This window comes from Leptospira jelokensis (assembly GCF_004769635.1).
In the GTDB taxonomy this organism is placed as follows: domain Bacteria; phylum Spirochaetota; class Leptospiria; order Leptospirales; family Leptospiraceae; genus Leptospira_A; species Leptospira_A jelokensis.
In genome coordinates, this window is the sequence record NZ_RQGH01000033.1 from 1 (window position 1) to 25,838 (window position 25,838).

The 25,838-nt window shown below is 37.9% G+C and carries 15 protein-coding genes, 2 rRNA genes and 1 pseudogene; 3 read left to right on the top strand and 15 right to left on the bottom strand.

Features of this window, described 5'->3' with window-relative positions; genetic code table 11:
- The 11 genes and pseudogenes from EHQ62_RS15510 to EHQ62_RS15565 form a co-directional block, all read right to left on the bottom strand.
- Window positions 1-2,994 (bottom strand): annotated as a pseudogene (locus EHQ62_RS15510) (biopolymer transporter TolR); the annotation flags it as partial.
- 592 nt (window positions 2,995-3,586) lie between these two features.
- A complete protein-coding gene (locus EHQ62_RS15520; protein ID WP_244241808.1) occupies window positions 3,587-6,421 on the bottom strand; it encodes a TolB family protein in 2,835 nt (944 codons plus the stop codon).
- Window positions 6,418-6,993, bottom strand: coding sequence for a DUF1318 domain-containing protein (locus EHQ62_RS15525; RefSeq protein ID WP_135644519.1), 576 nt, complete (start codon window positions 6,991-6,993; stop codon window positions 6,418-6,420). Before EHQ62_RS15525 ends, EHQ62_RS15520 begins: the two co-directional genes overlap by 4 nt.
- 7 nt (window positions 6,994-7,000) lie before the next feature.
- A complete protein-coding gene (locus EHQ62_RS15530) occupies window positions 7,001-10,036 on the bottom strand; it encodes an LIC_11026 family protein (protein WP_135644521.1) in 3,036 nt (1,011 codons plus the stop codon).
- 21 nt (window positions 10,037-10,057) lie between these two features.
- The gene (locus EHQ62_RS15535) at window positions 10,058-10,399 is read right to left on the bottom strand and encodes an STAS domain-containing protein (RefSeq protein WP_002989181.1); all 342 of its coding nucleotides are present in this window, start codon (window positions 10,397-10,399) and stop codon (window positions 10,058-10,060) included.
- A 63-nt stretch (window positions 10,400-10,462) separates the two neighbouring features.
- Window positions 10,463-11,275 carry an RNA polymerase subunit sigma-70 gene (locus EHQ62_RS15540; RefSeq protein WP_135644523.1) on the bottom strand — a complete coding sequence of 271 codons (813 nt, stop codon included), beginning with the start codon at window positions 11,273-11,275 and terminating at the stop codon, window positions 10,463-10,465.
- A 95-nt stretch (window positions 11,276-11,370) separates the two neighbouring features.
- Window positions 11,371-12,741, bottom strand: a complete 1,371-nt coding sequence (locus EHQ62_RS15545; RefSeq protein ID WP_135644952.1) for a Na+/H+ antiporter NhaC family protein — start codon at window positions 12,739-12,741, stop codon at window positions 11,371-11,373.
- Window positions 12,742-12,744: 3 nt separating this feature from the next.
- Window positions 12,745-13,992 (bottom strand): NRAMP family divalent metal transporter, encoded by a 1,248-nt coding sequence (locus EHQ62_RS15550; protein ID WP_135644524.1) that lies wholly within the window; start codon window positions 13,990-13,992, stop codon window positions 12,745-12,747.
- Window positions 13,993-14,030: 38 nt separating this feature from the next.
- Window positions 14,031-15,998, bottom strand: coding sequence for a PAS domain-containing hybrid sensor histidine kinase/response regulator (locus tag EHQ62_RS15555; RefSeq protein ID WP_135644526.1), 1,968 nt, complete (start codon window positions 15,996-15,998; stop codon window positions 14,031-14,033).
- Window positions 15,999-16,961: 963 nt separating this feature from the next.
- Window positions 16,962-17,078: ribosomal RNA gene (gene rrf / locus EHQ62_RS15560) — 5S ribosomal RNA — on the bottom strand.
- A gap of 57 nt (window positions 17,079-17,135) precedes the next feature.
- Entirely contained in the window at window positions 17,136-18,083 is a 948-nt protein-coding gene (locus EHQ62_RS15565; RefSeq protein ID WP_135644528.1) for a hypothetical protein, read from the bottom strand.
- A 237-nt stretch (window positions 18,084-18,320) separates the two neighbouring features.
- Between EHQ62_RS15565 and EHQ62_RS18595 the strand changes: the two genes are divergently transcribed.
- Both EHQ62_RS18595 and EHQ62_RS15570 read left to right on the top strand, forming a co-directional pair.
- On the top strand, window positions 18,321-18,482 hold the full coding sequence (locus EHQ62_RS18595) for a hypothetical protein (protein ID WP_167482888.1): 162 nt from the start codon (window positions 18,321-18,323) through the stop codon (window positions 18,480-18,482).
- Window positions 18,483-18,597: 115 nt separating this feature from the next.
- Window positions 18,598-20,934 (top strand): TonB-dependent receptor family protein, encoded by a 2,337-nt coding sequence (locus EHQ62_RS15570; protein WP_135644530.1) that lies wholly within the window; start codon window positions 18,598-18,600, stop codon window positions 20,932-20,934.
- A gap of 89 nt (window positions 20,935-21,023) precedes the next feature.
- On the opposite strand, the gene EHQ62_RS15575 is transcribed toward EHQ62_RS15570, so the two are convergent.
- Window positions 21,024-22,208: an FAD-binding oxidoreductase gene (locus EHQ62_RS15575; RefSeq protein WP_135644532.1), complete on the bottom strand. Its 1,185-nt coding sequence runs from the start codon at window positions 22,206-22,208 to the stop codon at window positions 21,024-21,026.
- A 60-nt stretch (window positions 22,209-22,268) separates the two neighbouring features.
- Window positions 22,269-23,795, bottom strand: coding sequence for a phytoene desaturase family protein (locus tag EHQ62_RS15580; protein ID WP_135644534.1), 1,527 nt, complete (start codon window positions 23,793-23,795; stop codon window positions 22,269-22,271).
- Window positions 23,796-23,997: 202 nt separating this feature from the next.
- Here EHQ62_RS15580 and EHQ62_RS15585 point away from each other — a divergent pair, with 202 nt between their 5' ends.
- Window positions 23,998-24,627: a TetR/AcrR family transcriptional regulator gene (locus tag EHQ62_RS15585; protein WP_135644536.1), complete on the top strand. Its 630-nt coding sequence runs from the start codon at window positions 23,998-24,000 to the stop codon at window positions 24,625-24,627.
- 87 nt (window positions 24,628-24,714) lie between these two features.
- On the opposite strand, the gene EHQ62_RS15590 is transcribed toward EHQ62_RS15585, so the two are convergent.
- Window positions 24,715-25,419, bottom strand: coding sequence for a glycoside hydrolase family 25 protein (locus EHQ62_RS15590; protein ID WP_135644538.1), 705 nt, complete (start codon window positions 25,417-25,419; stop codon window positions 24,715-24,717).
- A 251-nt stretch (window positions 25,420-25,670) separates the two neighbouring features.
- Window positions 25,671-25,787 (bottom strand): 5S ribosomal RNA (rrf, locus tag EHQ62_RS15595).
- Between the last annotated feature and the right edge of the window lie 51 nt (window positions 25,788-25,838).

Genomic DNA, 25,838 nt, shown 5'->3' on the forward strand with positions numbered 1-25,838 from the left:
TCGGTATTTGTCAGATAATGATTCACGTAAAATCACTTCCTGGCTTCCAGCTTCAGCGGATCGGAAGTAACGGACCAATTCTCGGTAAATTGATTTATTATCAGGGAAAAGTTCCCGTCCAAGTGACTTACCACCTGCAAAACTAAGCAAATACGTTTTTTTACCTAAATCAAAAATACCATGAAACTCTTGTTTGCCGATCATTTTCTTTTTTAATTTTTCTGCATAAATATCAAAAGTTGGGATGTCCCTTACATATAGTAATTCATTTGAATATCTCTCCGAAGTGTAACGAAAGATTTCCCTTGCCACCGCTAAGTCAAAAAAACTTTCAGAACTGTTTTTATCCAAACATTGTTGCAAGAGGTATTGGAATAAAAATTCATATTCTTTTTTCAAGTCTGGACTTAAATATTCATTTTTGTTTTTTCGATTTAAATCGTTTACTAAGGATATATAATCTTCTGGTTTTTTACTCTTGGCTAACTCGTATACTTTCTGAAATGAATTTTCTGGATACTTACCATTACCCGTTTGTTTTTTGAGGTAATCACGTTTCCATAGAAAATCATTCCACTTGTCCAACCAATAGGAATTCCCTGGCCCTAAATCATTCGTTTGTTTTTGAATTTTAGACACCAAGGACTCAGCGAGTTCAAAGTCACCTCGCAGATACAATGTTTTTGCGAATTCTAATTGAAAAAACAAAACTCGATAATTTCGCCCCTCCGCTTCTTCCATTTGCAAGAGTAATTCAAACAAAGAATTCACTTCTTGGTTTTTCTGAAATGGAATGGAATTCACTAACAAATGAAAAAACAAACTTCGATTCAAATGGGAAAGTTTTGTTAAGACTGATTGCCCATTGGTTAAATATTCTGGAGTTAAGGTAAGTACTTCAGTATAACCTGTTTGTAATAAATCCTTCCAAGAGGAATAAAGTTTCAATCGATAGGAATCATAAATAGAATCGGAATAACCAAATTTCGTGAAATCTCGAGAGAGGATCTTTTCATCGAACTGTTTCCAATCTTTTTTAAATCCATAATTATAGGCTGATGTTGAATTCAGAGGAGTGATGTAAATATCTTTGTCACCAAATACAAAAGCTTTGTGGAAATATATTTCCAAAATTCGATTTTTTACTACATTTTTTTCTTTTGCAGTTTTAGCGAACGAGGAGAGTTTTTTTGTTTCTCTTTCTGCCTCATGAAACATATAATTCTGGATGTATAAACTACCCAATCGATAGGCTTGTAAAAAGGGATCTTCTTCTTTTTCTACTTTAGCCCGTGTTTCGTCTTTGGATTTAAAATCATTTAATTTTCCACTTCTCAGCTGCGAATAAAATCCAAGAGCTCCTAAATAGAGATCACGTTCATCCCCAATGAAATTTTTTGATTCATAAGAACAATCTTCCTTTTCCTTGGAAGAAAAACAGGAGACTAAATATTCGTATCGGATTTGATTTTGATAAGGAGAGTTTTCATATTTTTTCCACAACGGTCTAAAAATTGATTTTTTGGAAACGAGTGGAAAGATCTCAGTTCGCAGTTTTGCCAATTTCAATTCTAATGCTGGTAGTTTTTCATTTGCATCATCTAACAAAGTAGATGCGGTATAATAATTCTCATATGCCTCGTTTATTTCTTTAGCTTTTTCATTCTGAAAACCCAACTCCATAAACTGAATGGCACTTTGGGTTAAGTTTTCATTGGAAATTTTAAATGGCCTCCAATTCCCTATGATAAAAGATTTTTGTCTTTTAGCAAAATCTTCAAGCGGAGAAGGAACGTATTCCTTTTCTTGTTTTAGATCAACGGGAATGATATTCTGAATTCTTTTGGAACGTAAAACTTCGTAGATATATCCCAGCTTATCCCAATGTTTTTGAGAAACAAAATTATCTTGGCTTAACCCAACAATCGAAATTTCCGATCCACTGCCTTGGAACATTTCTCGCAGAGGTAATACTTGCGCACCATCATCACCGAATAAACTCCTTTGGTTTTCCAATTTTTCTTTCGAGATCAAATAGTCAGTATTGGATAAAAGAATTCCTAAATTCCCTTCATTCACAGTTCTAATATGTGAATCTCGAAACTTCTGCTCATCACCTCCAAAAACAGTCACCCATTTCAGTCGCCTTTCATTGCGTTCATCAAAAAGTTCATTATGATTTCGATCAAAAATAATGGATGGATGTTTGCCCTGTTGTTTTGCAAACGAGACAATATGATTTAACATTTGCCCATCGATCCTTTTGCCTAGTAATTGAATTTGAGGGAATTCATACATTAGGTTTGGAGTACAAGCATTTACATTTGATTCTGCATTACAGATTTGATGGGTCTGTTTCCCATCTTTAAAATAAAAACTGTGGATCATATTTCCAATTTGGAAATACCCATTCCATTCGGAAAAAAATCGATCATTTGGACTTCGGCTTGGTTCTAAAAAGGATTTTCGTTCGGGTGAGATGGTTTTTAACTTTTCTAATAGATTTGATAATCGATTGGATTCAGATGTTTCCTGTTTGAGAAGTGAGGTAACGGATTCTCTTTTGATCGTTTTTTCTATGGTTTGCGATGCAATCCGTTTGTATTGGTTGTACCATTTTCGAAGGTCTTGATAATTTAAATTAAGTTTTGAATCTTCGAATTCAAACTGAGCAGATATTAAATCACGAAATAATTCCAAACTGCGAAAGTTTTCCCAAAGATTCACCAATGGTATGAAATTCGATTTTTGTAATTGTACCTTTGAATATATGTCTAAAAAGCCAACCAATCTTTGTTTAGGCGTAAACATCCGAACCGGCAAATTGGTTTGGTAAGTTTGGTAAGCATCTTTTAAGTAAGGATCAAATTTACCTTTGGAGTCTGCACTTTCAAATTCCCATTTGGAACGAATGACATTAGACCAAAATCTTTCTTCATCCAAACGAAATTCATAGGCCATCTCCGACGTTTCTTTCCATTTTTTCTCAGCCATCAGTTCATCACCTAGCATCATGTAAATGGAATATAAATTCAGTAATACCCTTACTCTAGTTTGCCTATAACAAAGAAGTAAAGTTCATTAGTCCAATCAACTTATCAAACTACTTGGCGATCGCCTTTCAAAAAAGTGGTCGTTTCCGAGATTCCTATCAAATGTTGGATCTGGCAGAAATGGAATATAAGGATTCTAAAGAATCGTTGTATAGCCGTTGGAAGAAGTGGAGTTTATGGAATTTAGTTCTCGGAGACAATGTTCGGGTGATTGGAGATGGCCGATTCCCAGGCGAGTTCCCACACGACTTTAAATATTTATTAACACTAGGTATCCGAATTGAAAATCATATCGAACAAGAAGAGTATGTTGCCGCCCTTAACGAAATCCATAATCGTAACGATTTGATCACGTCAAAAGGATTGGATGGAACCATCATTGGAAAAAATATTTTAGCGAAATCAAGGCAAGTGGAAGCTCAGATTTACCAAAAGAGTGATCTTTTGGAAGAAGCTAACAAGCGGTATCAGGAACTAGTGGAAGTTCTTTTTAAATCCGCCACCAACAAAGATTTGGATAAACTTTTTCATAATTATAGCCAATCAGTTTTTATGATCCAAGAGGCATTTGGATTACAGGATGGAATTAAAAAAAATGTTTTAACCGAATATTTTTCTGATTTGAAATCTTGGAAAGAAAGAGAGTTGGCAAATTGTAAACAGGGCCTGGAAACTTGTTTTACAAATTTTAGAATTTCCGCCTTACGAACATCAGTCATCGTTCCTGTTGCATAATAATAAGATTCATAAGTTACATACTTATTGATCAAATAATAAGAATAACCATATAAGGTAGCTAAATCCAAATAAGGCCTTGCCCTAGGAACTGCTTGTTTATAATATAACTCTGTCCATCCAAGTGCCTTCGCAGACAATACCTCAATTTTTTCAAAATCTTTTATGTTTACAATCCCTCGAACAAGTTCCCTATCGGTCACGATAGAAGTGATACTTGCCAAGTTGCCAATCAGATTGAGTTTATCCTTACTCAGGATATTGATTTGATTTAAGAGTGCACGTTCTTCTTCTTCCCTGATCTTTTTACCATAACTAAAGATAGTATCCACCATCTTTCTTTGGTAATAAATCGCGTATTCTTTGTACAATGAATCTAAATACAAATTCCTTGTTTTAACCAAAAACATATTTTGGTTATTAAAAAAATAGTGAAATGATGATTGTAATAAGTCCCCTATTCTTTCAAATTCAACGGCTTTGTTTTCAAAATAAAAAAATGCACTTTTGATATCTTCCGCACCCAAATCCACTCCAAGCAATGGATCATAGAACTCTAAATAAATTTTTAAATTCCGAAGGGCATCAGAAGTATTCCCTGCTGCTTTTTGGTTATAATACTTTAAGAGGTTGGCACGTAATAAAATCGGGTTCTTGTATTCGGCCATAAAACTACGGGTCTCAAAGACCGATGGTTTCCCAGGAGGTTCCAAATCCATTTGAATGGGGATTGGAATTATGGAGTCCAATACTTGATTGGATTCATTATATCGGCGCAAATCAGAAAGTGCTTTTGCTTTAACAAATAGGAGAGTTTGTTTGAAAACCTGGTTTTTTGGAGCACCATTTCCATCCAATACCGAATTCACATAACTTAAAACGAGTTCACTATTTTTGGAATCAGTGATTTTAAAGATTACATCCTCCAAAAGATAACGTAAATCTCGTTTACGGTCATTTGAAAATAAATGGCTCGGATCATTTAAAAAAATTTGTTTTTCCTTCTCCCAAGAGAGAATCATATCTTCATAAAAACTCGATAACTGATTTTCGTTAGGATTAAACTCATATCCACCTAATCTACGTTTAATTTCATCTATTTGATGATAATTTGGATAAAACAAATAAATTTTCGATAAAACCTCTTTTGCAGAGGCATATTTTTTTTCTTTTTCGAGTTGATCTGATAAAAGGTGGTATAATACAGCTTCACCATCTAAGGTAAACTTTGTATGAACACTTTGTTTGATTTCATTATCCAAATTAAATGACAAGCCATTTTGTTTTGCTTCATTCCATTTGAGTAAGAGGATAGCAAATTGGTTTTTTTCTAACTCAACTTTTCTTTTGAAATTTTTGATCAGATTTTTTGCTTCTTCGGATTTACCAACCCGATTCAATGTGGAATACTTTAGATACACCACTTGTGCTTCATAAACGGGAAATAGTGGATCTTCTGAATAAAAAAGTTCAACCGAATCCAATGCTAAAAAATAAGACTCGATGCTTTGCCCTGGAGATAAGGTCTTTGAATACTGAAATTGTTCTTTGATATTTGGTTGTTTAGGAATGGATCCATTTTCTGGAATAAAATAAATATTAATCGCATTGAAATAAGATGCGGAAAATAAGATCGACCCACCATTAAAATTGGAATACCTGACATCAAAATTGGATGTTTCCCCTGATGAGAGAACACGTTCTTCTCCCGTTGTTAAGTTCTTTTTGACTAAAAGGCTATGGTCTCTGTCATCCAAACGTCCGTTTCCATTGGTATCTTTACGAATCGAAGCATAATATAAATTTTTCGACCGACTATCCACCGTAGGAGAAAAATCAAGAAATTGATCGTTTGTGATCCGGTTCACCGATCGATTCGAAAGTTGGAATTGGTAAACTTCACCTTTTTTATCTTCAAAATACGAAACAAAATAAATAAATTGCCCATCAGAAGAAACATATGGTGAAGTAACACCGACTGTTGTTAGCTGGTTGATTTCTTTTAGTTGATTGAGCTGGATAGAACATAAATTCGGAATGCCTGGAGTGAACCGATCAGAAACAAAATAAATCGTTTTTCCATCGGGTGACCAAACTGGATCTGTATCAATGATGCCTTTTTGGTACTCGCCTTTTCGATTTGGTTGGTTTGTGAGATTGACAAACTCATCACTGATAAAACGATTTCCTTTCAGATATTCTTTGATCCATTCTTCAGTTTCAATAGGCAACAAAACCAAATCACCTTCCGAATCAAATTCTTCGGACACAAATACAAGGTATTTTCCATCCGGTGAAATGGCTGGTTTCGTTTCCGAAAAAGAATTATCAGTGATGGGAACAACGATGGAGCTCTGTAGGTCACGAAACCAAACGTCAAAATTACCTTTTTGGTCTGTTGCATAAAAAAGATAACGACCATCCTTAGTGGTAGAACTGTATAAATTATTTCCCCTTTGCACTGTTAGCGGGAATGGTTTTGATTGCGATGGAGAAAAATAATTTTTGGAAATAGCCGAATAATCAAAATTTACATTCGAATATTTTACATTGGATTGGAATAAAGCACAATTGGTGGCAAAAAAATAGATAAAAAATAAAAGGAATAAAATGAAACGTTGGTTGGATTTCATTGGTATTTTTCCCATCGACCAAGTGTTGTTTCAAAGTATTCTCCAATCGAAATATTTTTATAATACTCATCAATGAGTGATTGTTTGAGTTTGAGTAATTCGTCTTCCTTTTTTCCTTTTTTCTTTTGAGTGGATATTTCTTTTTCCATGATGAACTTTCTAGACTCATTTAGAAATAGGATTACGTCCTCCACTCGTTTTCGTTTTGCTGGGATTTCATAATGTACATATGTAGGCAAAGAAGATGCCAATGGATTAATTTTGACAAAACCAAGTGGTGTTTCACCCAAAATTCCATCTGCTTTGTATTTCTTAATTTCAGTGGAAAGATAATTTAATCGTACGCGGTGGGCTCGAATTTCTGGATCGGAATCTTCTTTCGCCAATCTTTCTTGGTTATTTTGTCCGTTGGTGGAAGATTGGATGGAACCAATCATCCATCCTTCTTTCTCCAATTCACGATCTTCACCTACCATCTGTTTTTCGGCGGCAGTTTGCGCATTGGTAATGGTAATAGGAGGTACTTTTAAACTACATCCCATCAGTAAAAAAATAACCAATATACGTTTCATAACTACCTCACTCTTGGTATGTCTGGATTTCGTTTTGTGCTCTTTTCAAAAAGTTGGCAAGAGGCATCCTTTGTTGCGAAATTTTCCCATCTTCTAAATTCATAATTAAAGACAATAAAGACCTATCAAAGTAAACATCTGCGTAAACCAATCCCTTAGATAAAGAAACATCAATTTTACTGATAGGATAACTATCAGTGATCCTATCGATTAAAAAGTTCTGAGCTGAAATTACATTGAGTGCACTTTTCCCAAAATCCCTTCCGATCTGAAAGATAGAAAAAAATAAGTCTAAGTTAGCAATGGGTTCACTCAAATCTCTGACTTTGATATTCAAATCAGCTTTGAGTTTCCCATCGTCAATTTTGTCCCTAACCTTAGGAGCCATTAATTGTTTGAGATCAATGTCTCGAATGAGTAAATTCCCACGAAACTCCATGGACTTAGGATCTAAATTCCCCAAATTCAAAACTAAATTTTTACCTAAAATGATTCCATCCATGGAATAGGATTTAAGTGATTCGATGTTTGCAAAATTTTCTTTGTATTCTATAAAAGCACTGAAACCAGGAGAATCGTTTTGTTTTTTTACATATTCAAATGGCAAATTGGGAATATTCGGATGGGTTCCGATCACCTTTCCGATGGTGACATTTGGTGTGTTCATCCTTCCATAGTTTTTGATGAAAATTGATTTGTCTCCAATGATCAAACTTTCTTCTGGTTGGAAGGCAAGATTATGTTGGATAGGAATTTTGGAATTGATTTCTTCAATTAAGTATGCCTTACAATTTTCACCAGGGCATTTTTGATTGTTATACGCCAGTGCGGGCAATTTTGTAAAAAACTCTCCATTGATATCATAATCTTTGATTTTTAAGTTTAATCCAAGGTCACCATGAACGGAAATTCCTTTGGCCAAATACTGTTTCGATTGAGAATGGATTAAAACATTCAAATCTAAATTTCCAAAATATGGGCCAAGGGGTGGTTTTTGTTTTTCCAGTTTATTCAGTTTTCCACTTAATGATGACTGTAACACACCATTAAAAGCCATAAGTTTTAATTGTTTGATTAGAATTTCATTGGCATTGGCGCCAGAGATGGAGAGATCCGTAGTTAATTTTAGATCTCTCATTTCCAATCCAGGTAAATCTGCATTTATATTTGCCGATATTTGTTTTGCATTAGGTTCTTGCACATAACGGGCATTTAATTTAATTTTTGGCTGCACACCGAGCAAATTCTGAATCGGGGAAATTTTTTCTTTTAATACAAGTGGCAGAACAACTAATAAATTCGGAGTTGTTAATTTTAAATCCAAAGCGGACAGAGAAACAAACATGGTTTGGCCCAATTGGACATTGCCTTTTACCTGCAAATCCAAGGCTTTGTTTCCTGTGATTGTCTTTTGGTCTAAGAACAAATTTGAGATTTGAATTTCTTTTAATCCAAATGGCTTATCAAAAATTAAACTTGTTTCTAAATCCAAACCTAGGTTGGAAGCAGGAGACCTTGAACGATCAATTTGGTACCGAAAACCATCAATGTTAATTTTCGATTGTAAAAACAAATTTTGAAACGTCTCCCCTAAAACGGTTAGGTTTAATTTTAATTTCCCGTTTACTCCCTTTGCATATTCACCTAATTGGAGTTTATCTAACGAGAGGGATAAATTGACCCCTGACTCTTTTGCATACTCTCCAGATAAAAAAATCGATGTTTGGTTATATACTAATTGGGAAGGAGTGATTCGAAATGATTTTAGGAATGGCAAAGGGAATTCAGCAGTTTTTTCCTTTTGATTTGCCAAATTGAGTGTTGCTGTTAAATCTAGGTTGGCTGTCTCAACTGAATGTGGTTTCGTTGTGCCAACACGCGCATACACTTGATTTGCTTTTATTTTCACATTGGCACTCGACTCATTCCAATTCCCGTGAATGCCAGTCCCCTCCAAAGAAAGATCACCTGATACTTTTAATTCTGGTAGAATTCCTTTTAATTGTTGTAAGGTGTTTTGCAAAGCACCCAACTGTATTTGAGAACGAACTACATCTAAATTTACGTCAGGAGTTTCTTTGGATAAATTGGAGATGGAACCAAATAATTGGATCCATGTTTGGCCAACCACCCGAAGGTCAAATTGTTGTACCTTTAAAACATCTTCTTTTGCATCAAAATGGATATCGGTTAACAAACGTAAACCTGTTTGGACTGCCTTTCCGCGAACATCCAAGTTGATCTCATCCTTTCCCATATCGGTCGCAAATAAAAATAATTCGGGATTCTCAGTACGATCCCATTCCAATCGCAAAGACATAGGAAAAGATTCTTTCCATTTGACCCCATTGGAATCCAGTTCTATGAGGAGTGGCCTCTCAGAATTCAAATGGACAAGAACCTCATCTAACTGGTCTAAGGCTTCAATGCCAAGTGGGATTGAAGTAAATCGATTGGTGACAAGTTTTGTTTGAAAATCAAGATTTTGAAGTGAGAAATAACGAAGGTTCCCCGTTTCTCGAATGTATTGGAGAGATATTCCTTTTAAGTTTAGATAGGCACTGAGTTGCAACGGAAGGTAGGTAGAAATTTCCGTGATAGGTTCTTTCGGTTCCTCTATTTTTGGTTCTTCCTCGGCTTCTGCCTTCGGTTTCAATAGGTAGGCTAAGTTCCACTCACCTGCTTTCTCTTCCATGCGAAGGTTGGCTTCCGTAAGGCTGATGTCTGAAATTCGGATTTTACCAAATGTGAGGAAAGGGAAATTGTAACGAAGTCGGACTTCTTTTGCTGTGAGTAGTGGGGATTCTGAAAATGGACCACCTGGAGTCACCCGCAGGTTTTGGATTTCGATTCCAAAGAATAGGGAAAAACAAGTAAACTCCCCTTCGAGTTTTGCCATTGTGAAATGGGAAACAAGTTTTGGGAGGAGCCAATTGGCCGTAAATTGGTTAAAAACGAGTTTGTAGAGGAGGACGAGGACAAAAAGACCTCGAAAGGTTTTGGTTTTGGCGATTCCTAAACTACCCTTCAGGATTGGATTCATCACAAGAATCGCCTCTAGCGACTAGTATTCGAAGGAGTCTTCAGCCTCTTCCAAAGTTTTGTATATCTCAAACACGCTGGAAAGTTTTGTAATTTCCATTAGGTTTTCGATATCGGAGTTTAAGTTCGCAAATACAAGACGACCGTTCAGCCCATCAATGTGTTTATAGATATTGAGAAATGTTCCAAGACCTGCGGAATTGATGAATGGAACCTTTTTCAAATCGATAATGAATTTAGGGACTTGGCCTTTCTTGATGTACTGTTCTATCTTTTCAGACAACTCGAACTCATTTCCAGCTTTGATGGCACCTTCAATTTTAATGATGTGCACGTCGTTTTTACTAGTAACTTTGATTTTCATAACCCTTCGGAAGATGGTGTTGCCAATACGATCTGTCGAATTTTACGAATGTAAAGCAAATTTTTATGCGGAGTGCAATAAATCTTTGCCGACTTTCCTAAGTTCATGTTTTCCTTGTGACAAAAGATTGCGAACTGCCTTCCTTGTGATGCCCAATGCTTTTGCGATTTCACGTTCGGAAAAAAAACTGCGATCAAGGGCCCTCGACCTTCGTAACATCCAGATTTTTTTCTGTTTTCCATACCAAGACCTGCGATTCGCATCTGTGCACTCGTATAATTTTCTGGTGTAACGTGTGATCATCACTGTGAGGCGTTGGATCATTTCTCTTTGTTCGTTCCGTCTCTCCTCCCATTCACGAAAAAAACAATCTGTATCCAAATGGTTCTCTCGCAATTTCCAGAGTAAGTATTGCCTGGTATTCTGTTTCATGGGAAGGTCAAATTGTAAGGAAAGCACCAAGGCAGTGAGGGCGGGAAGGGTTTCTAATTTCTCTTTGAGAAGTCCTAATTTTTCCTCGTACGGATCTTCTTCGTTTGCCGGAACTTCATAATTCCAAAGTTGCAAATACAATTCCCCTGATTCGGGAATTTCTGATTTACGAAATCGATTTCGGTATTGGTTGAAAACATAGGTAACAAAAAATCCAAGCACATGTGTGAGTTGGTATTTCAAGCTGAGAATCCACATTTTGGAGAAAACTTCCAAAATCGTTACCACCATTTCGGAACTCTCATCTTCTGAAATATTCCTTTTTTTGGCCAAACGATCCACCATCCAAATTGGTAAATGTTCTTTCACTGTTCCAAGTTCTTGGGTGATCCTTGCTTGGCTGATCATGGGAAGAATGTTTTCATCTAATATCTTTGGTAACATAGGGAAAGTTTTTACCAAATCGAAAATGGAATGAAAACCTTTATTCAATTCTTAACAAACGTTAGAATCTAGTAGAATGAAATTTAAATGTTCAATTATGAACTTTTTATTTTAAATTTTTGGTAGAATAATAGCGAAATCGTAAAGAAAACATGGATCAAATTAAAGAATGCAAATGGTAAAAAACCAAGAACAGAAACACCTAACGAAGAAGCCATAAAGGCACCACAACTATTCCATGGGATCAAAGGAGATGTGATGGTTCCTGAGTCTTCCAATGCACGTGAAATGTCCTTTTCTGGGATCAATTTTTCTTCAGCAAGTGTACGAAATGCACGAGCAGGAATGACTAAAGAAAGGTATTGATCAGCTGTTACCAAATTGAGTAAAAAAGAAGTACCCATGGTAGACAAAAGGATATCAAATTTGTCTTTTGCCCAGGTTTTGATCCGCAAAAGGATTTCATTTAGGTAACCAAATCCTTCCACAACAGCGCCAAACCAAACAGCCGTTACAATTAAAAATTCGGTAGGCAAAATGGAAGAAATCCCTCCTCCACTTAAGAATTGGTCCCAGGTTTCGACTCCTGTCTGTGATTGGTAACCAAATACCAAAGAATTCCAGACACCTAATGAAAGGGAATTATCTAAAAATGGGAAAACAAGTGCAGAAACAATTCCTAGAAAAAAAGAAATGCGAACAGGCAATTGGAAAAAAGAAGACCCAAATACAATGAAAACTGGGATCAATTTCCAAAGTACAATTTCCTTCTGTAATAAGAGTGACAATTGATTTTCATTCGGTAACAATTCTTTTCCTTCAGGATCCCAAACACAGAGATTTAAGAGGTAAAAACAAAACACAGCCAATCCAAAACTAATACAAGTAGTCTTTAACATATGGCGGATGTGTTTCCAAATGGGGACATGGGTCAAACTGGAAGCTAGGTTTGTTGTATCAGAAAGGGGAGAGAGTTTATCTCCAAAATAACAACCACTCACGATCGCACCCGCAGACATCATATCAGAAAATCCCAGTACTTGGGATACACCCATAAGGGCGACACCTAACGTACCTGCGGTGGTCCAAGAGGAACCGGAAACCATGGCTGCAATGGCGGATACAAGTGCAAGAGAAGGCAAAAAAAACTTTGGTTGGATGAGATTTGTTCCGATTTGCATCATCGTAAACAAAACCCCTGAATAGGCCCAAGAAGCAATTAGGATGCCTACAAAAAATAGAATCTCCATAGCAGGGAAAACAGAGAGTAAGTTTTTACGAAAGGCAGATTGTAAAAATTTAAAATTTCGATGATACCTTTGCAAGTAGGATAAAATGCCCGCAAAACACAATGCAAACGGATGAGGGTAAGGAATTACAAAAACGAATCGAAAGAGTAAAATAAAAAGAACTAAATAAAGGATAGGTGTGAGAGAAAAAAATATGTTTTTTTTCTCTCCTTCCATCATTTACAAAAAGGTGATGTTGATATAATAAACGGAAAATCCAAACAAAAAGAGGATTCCAAACCAAGACAATAAGTTCATCCAAGGTTTTGGCCTTTCTTCTTTAGGGATCTCTTTTCCAAATAAAATCAAATGGTGGATCAATGCTAAAATAGGTGCATTGAGAAAAGATACAGTCGTTGCAAAGTCCACCAAACGTTTCATATTTGTTTGGAAGAATAAGAGAAGTAAAATGGAACCTAAACCTACAACCAAAATCCAATACCAATATAATTTTTCTGAAGAAATTTGATTGAACTTCGCGAACAATCGACGACTTGCATTGGAAACAACTCTTGGATAAGCATCAAAACAAGTTAAGGTTGTGGAAAACATGGTAAAAAAAGCAGCAACCAAAATGATGGGGTACGACCAGGAACCAATAGCAGTCGTGTATAAATTAACCAGTTGGGAAGCAAATCCAACCGCTTGTGGTGAAAATTCCATACCAGTATTGTACATCATATTTGAACCTAATGCCAAAAAACATACGGCAAGCAGAGTGGTCCCAATATAACCTATGTTAAAATCAAGAAGTGCATACTTCATTGGAGGTAATTTCCCATCCGGAGTTTTTTTCGCCAAGGTCCAATCAGATTGCCATACTGCTGCTTCAATTGGGATCGGCATCCAACCCATAAGAGCAATGAGAAACGCGACATCCCCTAAATCCGAAATCGAAAACATTTTCCCTTCTGTTTGTAATTTCGGAATTTCAGCATAAAACGAGAGTAACATTGCAAGTATTGTAGCAACCGTTAACAAAACGACGATCCATTTCATAAGACCGTCTAAAGCCTTGAATTTACCAATCGCTAATAATAAAAAACAGAATAATAAGATAATGGAACAAAGTAACCAAGGTTCCATCGTGATTCCAAGTAAATTGGAAAACAAACCGGATGTGACAAGTGTCACAGTTGCGACAATGATACACATTGTTCCAACTGAGATACAAAAGAAAATCCAAAGTGGCAGTCTACCTAAGGATTCATATCCATCTAACAATGATTTCCCTGTAACAATTGTATACTTTGTTCCAACAACAAAAAATGGATACTTGATTAAGTTCGCAAATAAAACAACGGCAAGTAAACCATATCCATACACGGCACCAGCACGTGTGGATTGAACCAAATGGGAAACACCAACAGCAGCTCCTGCGTACAAAAGACCTGGGCCAAGGTAAGCCAGAAAGGGAAATCGTTTCATTTTGGACAAAATGACGAAGGGAGAAAGTTTTTGCTACTCTAATCGAGTTTCGTTGGATTCAAATAATGGTAGAGGACTTGGTTTAAGGCCAAAATATCAATCGGTTTGGTCAAAAAATGATCCATTCCCACATCAAAACATTTTTTTCGTTCTTCATAGAGGGCACCAGCTGTTAGGGCGACAATTGGAGTTTGTTGATTCAGTTTTTGCTTTCGGATTTCAATCGAAGCTTCGAGACCGTCCATCTCTGGCATTTGTACATCCATAAAAATCAAATTTGGTTGGGATTCATTTGCCATTTTGGCCGCATCAAGTCCATTTTCCGCTTCTAATACATTGGCATTCGGGATGTATTTTAGGATCATCCGTTTCAAAAGGTCGCGGTTCATGGCGTTGTCTTCTGCGATTAAAATTTTCGGTTTGATGTCGAACAATTTGGATTGGTTGATTTTTTCCCAAACTTCTTTTTGCAGGTTTTCCTTTTCACCATCCAAACCCTTTTCATTTTTTACTGTTAGGCAATCAATGGAGAATCGGAATTCCGTTCCTTTGCCTTCCTCAGAAATAAACTCAATTTCGCCTCCCATCAAATCAATTAATGATTTAGTGATCCGAAGGCCGAGGCCAGTCCCTCCGAACCTTCGAGTGGAATTGGATTCGCCTTGCCAAAATGATTGGAAAACCTTATTTTTATGTGTTTCAGGAATTCCGATCCCCGTATCACAAACGATAAACGTAAGTTTCGTTTTTTCATTTTCTGCTGGTTCGGAAGTGATTGACAATCGTACACTTCCCTCTTCTGTAAATTTGACAGCATTGCCAAGTAAGTTGATTAAAATTTGCCTAAGCCTCGTTGCATCAACGAGAATCCATTCAGGCAAATTTGGATTATCTTCAAACTCCAATTGGATTTTTTTTTCGTTTGCTTTCCACTTCAATACGCCGATCGAATCTTTTACAATGTGTTTTAAATTGGAAACTGTTTCATTTAAAACTAATTTTCCTGCTTCAATCTTCGAAATATCTAAAATATCATTGATGATACCAAGCAATCCATGTGCACTACTGATTGCATTTTTCACAAATTCTTTTTGGTCTTCATCTAAGTTAGTCGTCAAAAGTAATTCATTAAAGCCAATCACTCCATTCAGTGGAGTTCGGATTTCATGACTCATATTGGCAACAAAATCGGACTTGGCTTGGTTTGCACGTTCTGCTTCTTTTTTTGCTTGGATCAAATGTAACTCAGCGTTTTTTCGATCCGTAATATTATTAAAATGTACTACAAAATATAGAGGTGCACCATTTCTGTCTTTTACGAGTGAGTTTGAAATTTCGATCCATAATATTTGATTTGTTTTCGAAATGTATCTTTTTTCATAAACCACATCCACGTCTTTCCCTCTTAACGCAGTTTCACGGTATTGATGGAAAATGTTTTGGTCTTCCTTATACGCAAACTCTTTTGATGGCTTACCTACGAGTTCGCTTTCATCATAACCTAACATTGATTGAAGTTTTTTATTGACTCGTAAAAATTTTCCATCCAAATCAAGTAGGCAAACTCCAATCCCTGCATTTTCAAAACTCATGCGGAATCTTTCTTCACTCTCTGCCAATTCCTCTTGGATTCGATTTTCTTCAGTGATGTCTCGATTGATGGCAATGACACCAATGGTTGCCCCATCTTTGTCTTTTAAAAAACTGGCGGCCGATCTGATTTTTAATTTGGAACCATCCTTTTTAAATTGAAAGACTTCCCCTTGCCAAATCCCATTCGTTTGTAAGTCTGCTATACTTTTCGCGCGGTCCCCGTCGAGTATGATGGTTTTTAAAATGTCTTTTGTGGTTTTCCCAACCACCTCTTCCATTTTGTAACCGTAAATCCTTTCCGCCGCGAGGTTCCAACTTGTGATCCGGAACTCTAAATCTGTCACAATCACGGCATCATAAAAGTATTGTAGGATGAGTGAGGAATAAGCCTCCTTGGGAATTTTATGGTCCATCGTGGTATTAGATCGGAAATTTTGCTAAAATCATGCTGATGGTTTCTAAAAAATCAATCACATTTGGTTCAGAACCAATTCGCTCTATTGGTTCATTGGTCCTTCCTTGTCGCGGCACAAAGTTTTCACAAAACTCTACCAAAGCGCATACCTGTGCGAAAAGATCCTCCCTATGTAAATTTATAGGGCAAATGGTTAGATCGCTTTTGCCTTGCTTTTTTAAGAGTGATTTCGTTCAAACCCGGCAATCATGCCGGAAAGAAAAGAGTAAGGCAACTTGCTTTGTGTTTCCGGCAGCGACCGCACTTGCTGCGTCGCGGACATTAGCCGGACCAAACTACGCCCAAAAAATAAAAAAGGCGTTCACTTTCATGAACGCCCTCACAATCGATAATGACTAACAGAGGCAATGTCCTACTTCCACCCCCACTCGCTTCTCCGCTCCGCGGGCGAGTGTCCGAGCCTTGCTCCCTATGGGTCGCAAGTCTGTCATTTCGAGAACAGTTGTTACTGTTTACTATTGGGTTCTCTCAATGGAATTTTATTTGTACACAAAAAAGCCAACCTTTCGGTTGGCTTTTTCTTTTGAGTTATAAGTGCTAACCCGGCAATCATGCCGGAAACAAAAGAGCAAGACACCTTGCTCTTTTGTTGAGGCAGCGACCGCTACCGCGAGTCGCGGACATTAGCCGGACCAAACTACGCCCAAAAAACAAAAAAGGCGCTCACTTGCATGAACGCCCTCACAATCGATAATGACTAACCCGGCAATGTCCTACTTCCACCCCCACTCGCTTCTCCGCTCCGCGGGCGAGTGTCCGAGCCTTGCTCCCTATGGGTCGCAAGTCTGTCATTTCGCGAACAGTTGTTACTGTTTACTATTGGGTTCGCTCAATGGAATTTTATTTGTACACAAAAAAGCCAACCTTTCGGTTGGCTTTTTCTTTTGAGTTATAAGTGCTAACCCGGCAATGTCCTACTCTCCCATTGAGCGAACCCAATAGTACCATCGGCGATGAGAAGCTTGACTTCCGTGTTCGGAATGGGAACGGGTATGGCCTTCTCTCCATAATCACCAGGAGTAATTACCATTACTTCTAAGTGGACCGGATTTGCAAGTACAATTTAAAGAAAAAGTTATAAATTTAGATCGTATGTGGCTCCAAATTTCAAACCAGAAAGTTCAATTTTGTGTTCCGCGGTCGCGGCAACGTATTCCATGAGGGTTCCCAAACGATCTAAATTGTCACCACCCACACTGAAAGCAACAGGGCTTTTTGATTTTGCGATCATATTCTCACGGTCTAGTGTGACAAACAATCTAAGTTTTGGCATGACAACAATGCTTGCACCTAAACTAATTTTTTCGGAATAAAAGCTGTAACCACCGTTTGCATAGTTAAAAGCAAATCCTCCATTATAGATTCGAAATTGTTCCGAACTATACAATCCTGATGAGTTGAGTAAAAAAGGTCCAAAGAGTAAGATATCACCAAATAGAGTCGCGCGATCATTTAAATCAAATTCGAACCCCACACCAACAAGTCCTGAGGTTCCTGTTGTCGTTTTTGAATCTTGGCCATAATAACTAGGAGCACCTAACCCTAAGTAGGTCCCTTCAAGGGTTTGGCTTAAACTTCTTAAAACATATTTTGGAAGGATTCGAAAATTGGAAGTGGGAGATAAAGTGACTCCTAAATTGATATCAGAATACAATAAACGATAATCAGCTTCTTTGATCCCAAGACCTGTTGCATAAAAAGAATTCCATTCATAACCCCTTGCAAATCGATTGATATGGAGTCCCAAAAAGACATTGGACAAAATCCCTGCGTTGATACTTTTAAAGTAATCAAAACCCCAATCATTGATTAGGCTTGATGAACTATCATTCTGCCAAGGTTGGTTGTATTCCAATCCAACAATATCTGTATAAAAATTTCTTTTTTCCAGATCGGTTTTGAGACTACCTAAAAATAAACCACCTTTTAACCTTAGAGCATTCCCTTCCACTTTCCCTTGCGCAAAGCTTGGAGTTGTCAACAGAGCAAATAGAACCAAAAGAAAAACGAAATATCGTTTCATTACTTGAATTACCTCTACCATCCAATAACAAATGATAGGAAGCCCACTCAAGGAAAATTTTATCACACCATTCCTTTTTGGAACAAACGAATTTGTTTCATTCGTGCATTCTAGTTTCCATTTGCCGTTAACTTCACTACAATCCTTGGAAGATTTAAGGGAAAATAAGGAAAAACAAGCAAGACCCAACTGAGATGGGAACATCTTCATCATTCGGTAGGTAAGAAGTTCGATCCGATGGAAGCTACATCGATGTTACGAAAGCAATCGAAAGGCCCAACGATTGGCTATGTGTTTCGATTCGTAAGCCAATTTGATTTGGATGAAACTGTTTCCCCAAAGGAGAAGTGGTCTGTTGCCAGCCCAATCCATTTGCCGTTGGAAACCCAAAAACAATAGAGTGAACACTCACTCTTCTTTAAATCAAAACGTCCTTAGACGCAAGGTCCAAAAGATTCGGCGCACAAATGAAAAAAAAACTAGATGGTGATGCTTTCGAAAAAACAATGGCTTTATGCTAAATGAAAATGAGAACAAAACTCAGTCTAAAGGAAAAGCGAGCATTCGGCTCCTCCTTTTGGCATTCATCATTCCAACTCTCTTATTTTCCCAAGAGGAAGGCATAGAGAAAACTCCAGACCCAAAAGCGGAACCACAAACGAAGGAAGAAACACCTTCCATCCGTGTAAAAGCCAAAAAGGAAACAGATCGCGAATTTTTGGGTGATGTGGAAGGAACCAATATCTACGCAGGGAAGAAAAACGAAGTCATTCGTTTGGACAAAGCCAATGCAAACTTGGCTCTTGGTAACACTCGTCAGGTGTATGCAAAAGTTCCAGGGATTACCATTTGGGAAAATGAAGGCAGTGGAATCCAACCAGGGATTGGTGCAAGGGGACTATCACCAAATCGTAATTGGGAATTCAATACTCGCATGAATGGTCATGACATTGCTTCCGATTCATTTGGATACCCAGAAGCCTATTTCAATCCTCCATTAGAAGCACTTGAAAAAGTGGAAATTGTGAGAGGGGCTGGTGCTTTACAATACGGACCACAATTCGGTGGTATGATCAATTATGTTGTAAAAAAGGCAGACCCCACTCGCCCGGTGAAAGTGGAAATGAAAACCACTGGAGGTTCATACAATACACTCAACCAATATAGCTCTGTTAGTGGAACTGTTGGAGATTGGAGTTATTTTGTTTTTTACCAAGGAAGAAGTTCTGATGGATGGCGAGACAATTCACAATACAATATACAAACAGGATTTGTGAACTTAGCTTATAAGGTTTCTGAGAAGTTAAAAATTTCTTTGGAGATGGCAAAGTCCACATACATAAGCCAACAAGCAGGGGGTCTTACCGATGAACAATTCCGTGTAGATCCTAGACAATCTAGTAGGACAAGGAATTGGTTTAGTGCACCTTGGAATGTTCCGGCAATGAATATTGATTACGAACAAAGTCCAACCTCTCGCACCAATGTCAAAATCTTTGGTCTATATGGAGAAAGGAATTCTGTTGGTGTTGTTTCCGCCGCCAATGTTTTGGATACAATCCAATCAAGGACCTTGGACTACAGTCCAAGACAAATTGACAGAGATACGTATCGCAATTATGGAATGGAAGCAAGGCAAATCTTTAACTATGATTTGTTGGATAAAACTCATACGCTTTCATTTGGTGGTCGTTATTTCAATGGTAATACTGATCGTTTCCGTAATCCTAACGGAACTACTGGATCAAAATTTGATCTGAGAGAAACGAATTTCACGAACGTTTGTTATGATGGTTCCAGAAATTGTAGAGTGGCTGATTTAGAGTTCTCAACATTAAACTATGCTGGATTTGTTGAAAACTTATTCCGTATTACTGACGCACTCTCCCTTACGCCAGGTGTAAGGTATGAATGGATACGTTCCACTGCATCAGGCCGCGTGAATGAATCAATGCCGAGCGCCACTAGGCCGTTTGGCGGGATGATCCAACCGCTGGAACGAGTGCAAAGACAAGTTCTCTATGGACTTGGTGCCCAATACCAAACCACAAAAACGACCAATTTCTATGCAAACTACTCCAGAGCGTTTCGACCAGTATTGTATTCGGAGTTATTTGCACCAACAGCGACTTTAAACGAAGTTGATCCCAACTTAAAAGACCAATCAGGTTACAATGCAGATGCAGGTTACCGTGGTAAATTTGGCCAATGGGTACAATTTGATATGAGTGTATTTGAACTTCGTTATAACAATCGCGTTGGACAACTTCCAGGACTTCTTCCTGGCCAAGCAAATTTCCAAACGAATGTGGGAGATTCATTACACCGAGGAGTGGAAGCGTACATCGAAATTGATCCGATAGTAGCTCTCACGGAATCACAACCTTTTGGTTCTGTTAGTTTTTTCACTTCCAGTGCAAACGTTAATGCACGTTATATCAAATGGGAAGACCCTCGTGTGTTAACAAATCCATCAAATGCGCAAAACTTTTACCGAGTGGGAAAACTTGTGGAGAATGCTCCTTCACAAATCCATCGTTACGGTATCACCTATCACTATAAAAACGTTTTTAGTTTCACGTATTTGATTAGTTATACGGGTGCAACGTATGCAGATGCTGCCAATACTGGGCCATTCACAGCCAATGGACAAATTGGAATCATCCCTTCCTATACAGTTAGAGATTTTACTTTTGTTTGGAATTTTTACGAAAACTTCTCACTTCGTGGTGGCGTAAACAACTTAACAAACCAAATGTATTTCACGCGACGTGCAGGTGGTTATCCTGGTCCTGGTATCATGCCTGGGGATGGAATCTTTTACTTCATCGGACTCAGCGCTGTATTCTAAAATTCAATAGGTTTGTAGCTCATCGGTGTATCCATTTTCTTTGATGATGGGTCCACCGAAGGACAACCTTCCCTTGTTCCAAATTTTGTTTAAAGTTGGATTTCAACATCAGTGATCGGGAAAGCCACACAGGAATGGATCCAACCAAACTTCCTATCAGACTTTCTGATTTTGGCTTCTTCGGGGCTAAATACCTTTCCCGTTTTTAATTTCACACGGCATAAACTGCATTCACCAGATCGACATGCATTTTCTTTGAAGATGCCGTTGCGTTCTAGGCTATTGAGAAGGGGTTCCCCTACTTTTGTTTGGAATGAAAAATGATCTCCCAGTTTGACATTCACTTCCTTTGTAGGGTGAAGTGAATCTGGCCAACCATCCATAAGTTCCGGATTTGGTGGTGGACCGTTACTTTCAATTAAGACACGACTGAATTTCACGCCTAGTGACAAAAGGAGATTCGCACAATGTAAATTAAAAGGTGTTGGGCCACAAACATAATACATCTTCGCTAAAGGATTTTGTAATAACGTTTGTAAGATGGATTTATCCAAACGACCACGATACCCCTTATAAGTAGGGCTAACTTCCCTCGTTAAAAATTCAGTTAAAGTAAAGTTATCGTGATCTGAGGCGAGTTTTCGCAGTTCATCGATAAAGATAACATCATGTTCATAACTATTTGAATAAATGATATGAAAACGAAATGGCTCTGGTGAACCTAAAAATGACTTTAACATACTGATAGCGGGAGCGATGCCTGATCCACCAGCAAAGAAAACTAAATCATATCCATGGAATAAAGGGTTATGATGGAAAGAACCCATTGGACCAGAGGATTCCAGTTGTTGACCAACCTTGATCTCATCCAATAAATAGGGACTCACAAATCCATCTTCTTTTCGTTTGATGGTCAACTCATAGGATTTTAAGTTTTTGGGTGAAGAGGAAATAGAATAAGGTCTAGCTGTTAACACTCCACCAATCGAGACAAACAAATTGATATACTGACCCGCTTGGAAAGGAGGTAAATTTTTTCCATGAACGGGGACCATTACCAATGTTTTTGTGGAAGCAGTATCAATTCGAATACTCTCTACACGTAATTGAATTCGTTTTGGATGGAGTTTGCCAATGGTTTCTTTGACAAAACCTTTTGCTTCACTAAAATTGGTTCCATTTTTTTCTAAATCCTCTTTTTTTAAGACCGCATCACTGTATCCCACAACAGAGTTTAAAATATTAGTTTTGGAAGTTTGGTTGTTATCTAACATACTAATTTCCTTTAATTTCTAAGATCGATTGTGAGAGGGAAATGGAGAACCCACTTCGCTCTAAACCGAGACGGTTGGTTTTGTTTTTCGACGCAGTTGTTTCATTACCTTACGCGCGGTGAAGTATCCATTCAGATAGGTAGGTTGGAACCCACCCATACTTGTCCAACTACTAGAAGAATATAAACCTTCAATTTCATCCAACGAATCACGAAGGAGGTGGCCATCTTGTAAGATTTGTTTGAATCCATAAATTGCACCACCAGGAGTGTTTAAATATCGCATCATCGTCATCGGAGTAGCAACTTCCGCTTTCTCAATATGTTCTCTGATTTTAGGATAAGCTTTTTCAATTAGAGTAATCAATTTATGACCAAACTCATATTTTGTGGCAAAATATTCTTCTGCCGGGACTTGATTCCAAGCTTCTCCGTATTGTAAAGCAACTAGGGTGACAACAGATTTTCCTTTTGGTGCAAGTTCTTCATCAATGAAATTATAACAAGTAACCATACCCCAATCTGGTGCATCCAAAGTATACATTCGATTTTCAGTGACATCTGCATTAGAAGTCGTCATTACAAACGTGGAAGCAGTTTTGAATCCTAACTCTTCAGGAGAACAGTCCAAACCCAAATACAAACAAACTGCAGAAACACCCATCCGTCTTGACTTAAAATCTTTGAGAATGGATGGAGGTGGAGTTTCTAAATCTAACATTTCGTGATAGGTGATGAGAGGACTCACATTCGAAACAACAGCATCACATGTAACAGTTTCCCCCGTTTCAAGTATGACACCTCGCACAACTCCTTCTTTTGTGAGAATTTTTTCTGCTGCACAATTAAATCGCACTTCTCCACCTGCTTTTTCAAATGAAGAGAGAAGTGCGGTTGATAACATTTGGGATCCTCCCTTCAAATGCCAAGGTTTATGCACACAGTAAAAGTATAACATCCCTATAAATTCAGCAAATACCAATTCAGATGTCGGAATTCCCACATAACTCCAATAAGGAGTGATCACATTAATTAAATCCTCTGTAGAAAAAAATTCGTTTAAAACATCCGTTGTCGTACGAAGTCCATACGCTGAAAAATTTGGGCACTTGGTTCGAATTTTTTCTTCGTCGTTCGATAACCTAACTCGGGGCAATACAAAATAATATTCATTCACAACTGCTTCGCTTAGTTTAAAAAACGTATCAATTGCTTCTTTTTCATTTGGAAAAAGAGTTTTTAGATGAATTTGTAATTCTATCCAATCGGCGGGCAAAGTCACATCTAACTTGCCTGGCATGATGATCCGATACAGTTCTTCTTCCTGCACAAGTTCAATTTGATCAAGAACACCTAACTCTTCAAAAACACGTCGCATTATGAATGGCTCTGATTCTGTTCCCACACCACTGAGTTGGTGGAGGGCAACTTCAAATTCAAAATCCCCGCGGACAAACGAGGTAGCACAACCTCCAGGGACATTATGCCTCTCAACCAATAAGGTTTTTAGACCTTCCCGTTGCAATCGAGTGGCTGCCATTAAACCAGCGTTCCCTGCACCAATTACGACTGTATCATAGTGGGACATTTTTTTCTCCCTTCAAGGTTTTCCCTCTTGGTGACAACCAATCTTTACAGTGTAAAGATTTCAATTGTTTTTTTCCCTTCTTTTTTATAAAATTTGCCTAAGTAGAGGGAAGGCGGGGTATTTCGTCCCGATTGGTTTGAAACTCTCTGAACTGATGCCTAAAAGACTTTACCTGTCTTTGTGAAAGGCCTACTAGGTTGTAATGGCTGGGAAAAAACAAATCCAACAAAAACAAACAAACCCCTACCACCATGGAGACCTTCGTCCTACTCTAATCCAGGCAGCTCGCGATTTTTTAAAAGACCAAGATGCAGATTCCCTTTCTTTAAGAGGGATCGCTTCCGCCATTGGTGTTACCCACATGGCCCCCTATGCACATTTCAAAGGGAAACAAGAGCTATTGGAAGCAGTGGCAGCCTCTGGATACGATGATCTAACAAACAATATGTTGAAGGTTCAGAAACTTCAATCAAAGGTGCGTGGTCGTATGTTAGCATACCATTACGGAGTCGAATACATCTTGTTTGCCATAGCAAATCCAAACTTATACCGCTTGATGATGAGCCAAATCAATTTAAATCAGAAAACATCTTTTGAAAATCCCAAAAGTGAGATTTCTTTAAGTTCACAACGTCCTTTTCGTTTGTTGTATACTGCCTTCGCGACAGAAAAAGTAAGTAAAGAATTAGCACATGCAAGGGCACTTGGGGCTTGGGCAACTGTCCATGGCATTTCTTCTCTTGCCATCGAAGGTCACTTATTACTACCGAATGGGATGGATATCATCCAATTGTTTAAAACAACTGTTAGTTCTACGGTAGATTGGGGATGATTCAAAGAAAAAATGAATGCCCCTCAAATGAAATGAAATTTCGGAATTCGTTCTTTCCTGATTCAGAAAAGTAAAAATCTATGCAATTCATCTGAGAATGGATTCTAAATTACCATTCATTACATTGATATCAACTGGACCTTGGATTCCGTTCACTCGTTCCCTATTTTTATACTGCCAAATGACCCAGTCTATCGACGAAAAGGTATTGGGATGAGTAAAAATATTGCGAATCCAGATCGGATGGTTAAAAAAATGATCACCCAAATATTTACTGATAAACTCGTTTGTTAAATAGAGTATCGTTTTCTTTTTGAAATGAGAATCAACATGATCTAAAAAAGTTTGGATTTCATTTTGAACATTTTCCAAATTTGGTCGTTCTTTGCAATTGCCTTCAAATTCGAGATCAACAACGGGTGCGAGAGATAATGAATCGAATGGTACTGTCTCAATGAAATTTTTTGCTTGTTCGATCCCTGGTTTGCATAAGGTGAAAAAATGGTAGGCGCCAACTTTAAAACCTTCTTTCTTTGCTTCACTCCAATTGGATAGAAATGATTTGTCTTTAAAATCTCCCCCTTCTGTAGCTTTTACATAGACAAATGAAATTTCGTTTTTTGGAACCAAACTCCAATCGATTTTCCCTTGGTGGTTTGAAACATCGATACCTTTTATGGGATACTGTTCCTGTGACGGATAAACAAACCAGATCAAACCCAAATCAAACATTTGGTAAATGGAGCAAACGATTAGAAACAGGAAAGAAACAAAGATAAGTTTTCTCTTCACAATGGATCGATCCTCCACATGCTTAGACTACGAATCCATTTTTTGATTTGGTATAGCATAAGGGATTCCTACGACGGATAGAAAAGTTTCCACCCGGCAATCATGCCGGAAATAAAAGAGCAAGACACCTTGCTCTTTTATTGAGGCAGCGACCGCTACAGCGAGTCGCGGACATTAGCCGGACCAAACTACGCCCAAAAAATAAAAAAGGCGCTCACCTACATGAACGCCCTCACAATCGATAATGACTAACCCGGCAATGTCCTACTCTCCCATTGAGCGAACCCAATAGTACCATCGGCGATGAGAAGCTTGACTTCCGTGTTCGGAATGGGAACGGGTATGGCCTTCTCTCCATAATCACCAGGAGTAATTACCATGTGTACGGAAGGACATAGGAAGTCAAACCGATAAAGAAG

Bases quoted from the DNA above. Each gene is read 5' to 3' on its own strand.
- EHQ62_RS15520 (WP_244241808.1), bottom strand. From the start codon at position 6,421: ATGAAATCCAACCAACGTTTCATTTTATTCCTTTTATTTTTTATCTAT.
- EHQ62_RS15525 (WP_135644519.1), bottom strand. From the start codon at position 6,993: ATGAAACGTATATTGGTTATTTTTTTACTGATGGGATGTAGTTTAAAA.
- EHQ62_RS15530 (WP_135644521.1), bottom strand. From the start codon at position 10,036: ATGAATCCAATCCTGAAGGGTAGTTTAGGAATCGCCAAAACCAAAACC.
- EHQ62_RS15535 (WP_002989181.1), bottom strand. From the start codon at position 10,399: ATGAAAATCAAAGTTACTAGTAAAAACGACGTGCACATCATTAAAATT.
- EHQ62_RS15540 (WP_135644523.1), bottom strand. From the start codon at position 11,275: ATGTTACCAAAGATATTAGATGAAAACATTCTTCCCATGATCAGCCAA.
- EHQ62_RS15545 (WP_135644952.1), bottom strand. From the start codon at position 12,741: ATGGAAGGAGAGAAAAAAAACATATTTTTTTCTCTCACACCTATCCTT.
- EHQ62_RS15550 (WP_135644524.1), bottom strand. From the start codon at position 13,992: ATGAAACGATTTCCCTTTCTGGCTTACCTTGGCCCAGGTCTTTTGTAC.
- EHQ62_RS15555 (WP_135644526.1), bottom strand. From the start codon at position 15,998: ATGGACCATAAAATTCCCAAGGAGGCTTATTCCTCACTCATCCTACAA.
- EHQ62_RS15565 (WP_135644528.1), bottom strand. From the start codon at position 18,083: ATGAAACGATATTTCGTTTTTCTTTTGGTTCTATTTGCTCTGTTGACA.
- EHQ62_RS18595 (WP_167482888.1), top strand. From the start codon at position 18,321: ATGGAAGCTACATCGATGTTACGAAAGCAATCGAAAGGCCCAACGATT.
- EHQ62_RS15570 (WP_135644530.1), top strand. From the start codon at position 18,598: ATGCTAAATGAAAATGAGAACAAAACTCAGTCTAAAGGAAAAGCGAGC.
- EHQ62_RS15575 (WP_135644532.1), bottom strand. From the start codon at position 22,208: ATGTTAGATAACAACCAAACTTCCAAAACTAATATTTTAAACTCTGTT.
- EHQ62_RS15580 (WP_135644534.1), bottom strand. From the start codon at position 23,795: ATGTCCCACTATGATACAGTCGTAATTGGTGCAGGGAACGCTGGTTTA.
- EHQ62_RS15585 (WP_135644536.1), top strand. From the start codon at position 23,998: ATGGCTGGGAAAAAACAAATCCAACAAAAACAAACAAACCCCTACCAC.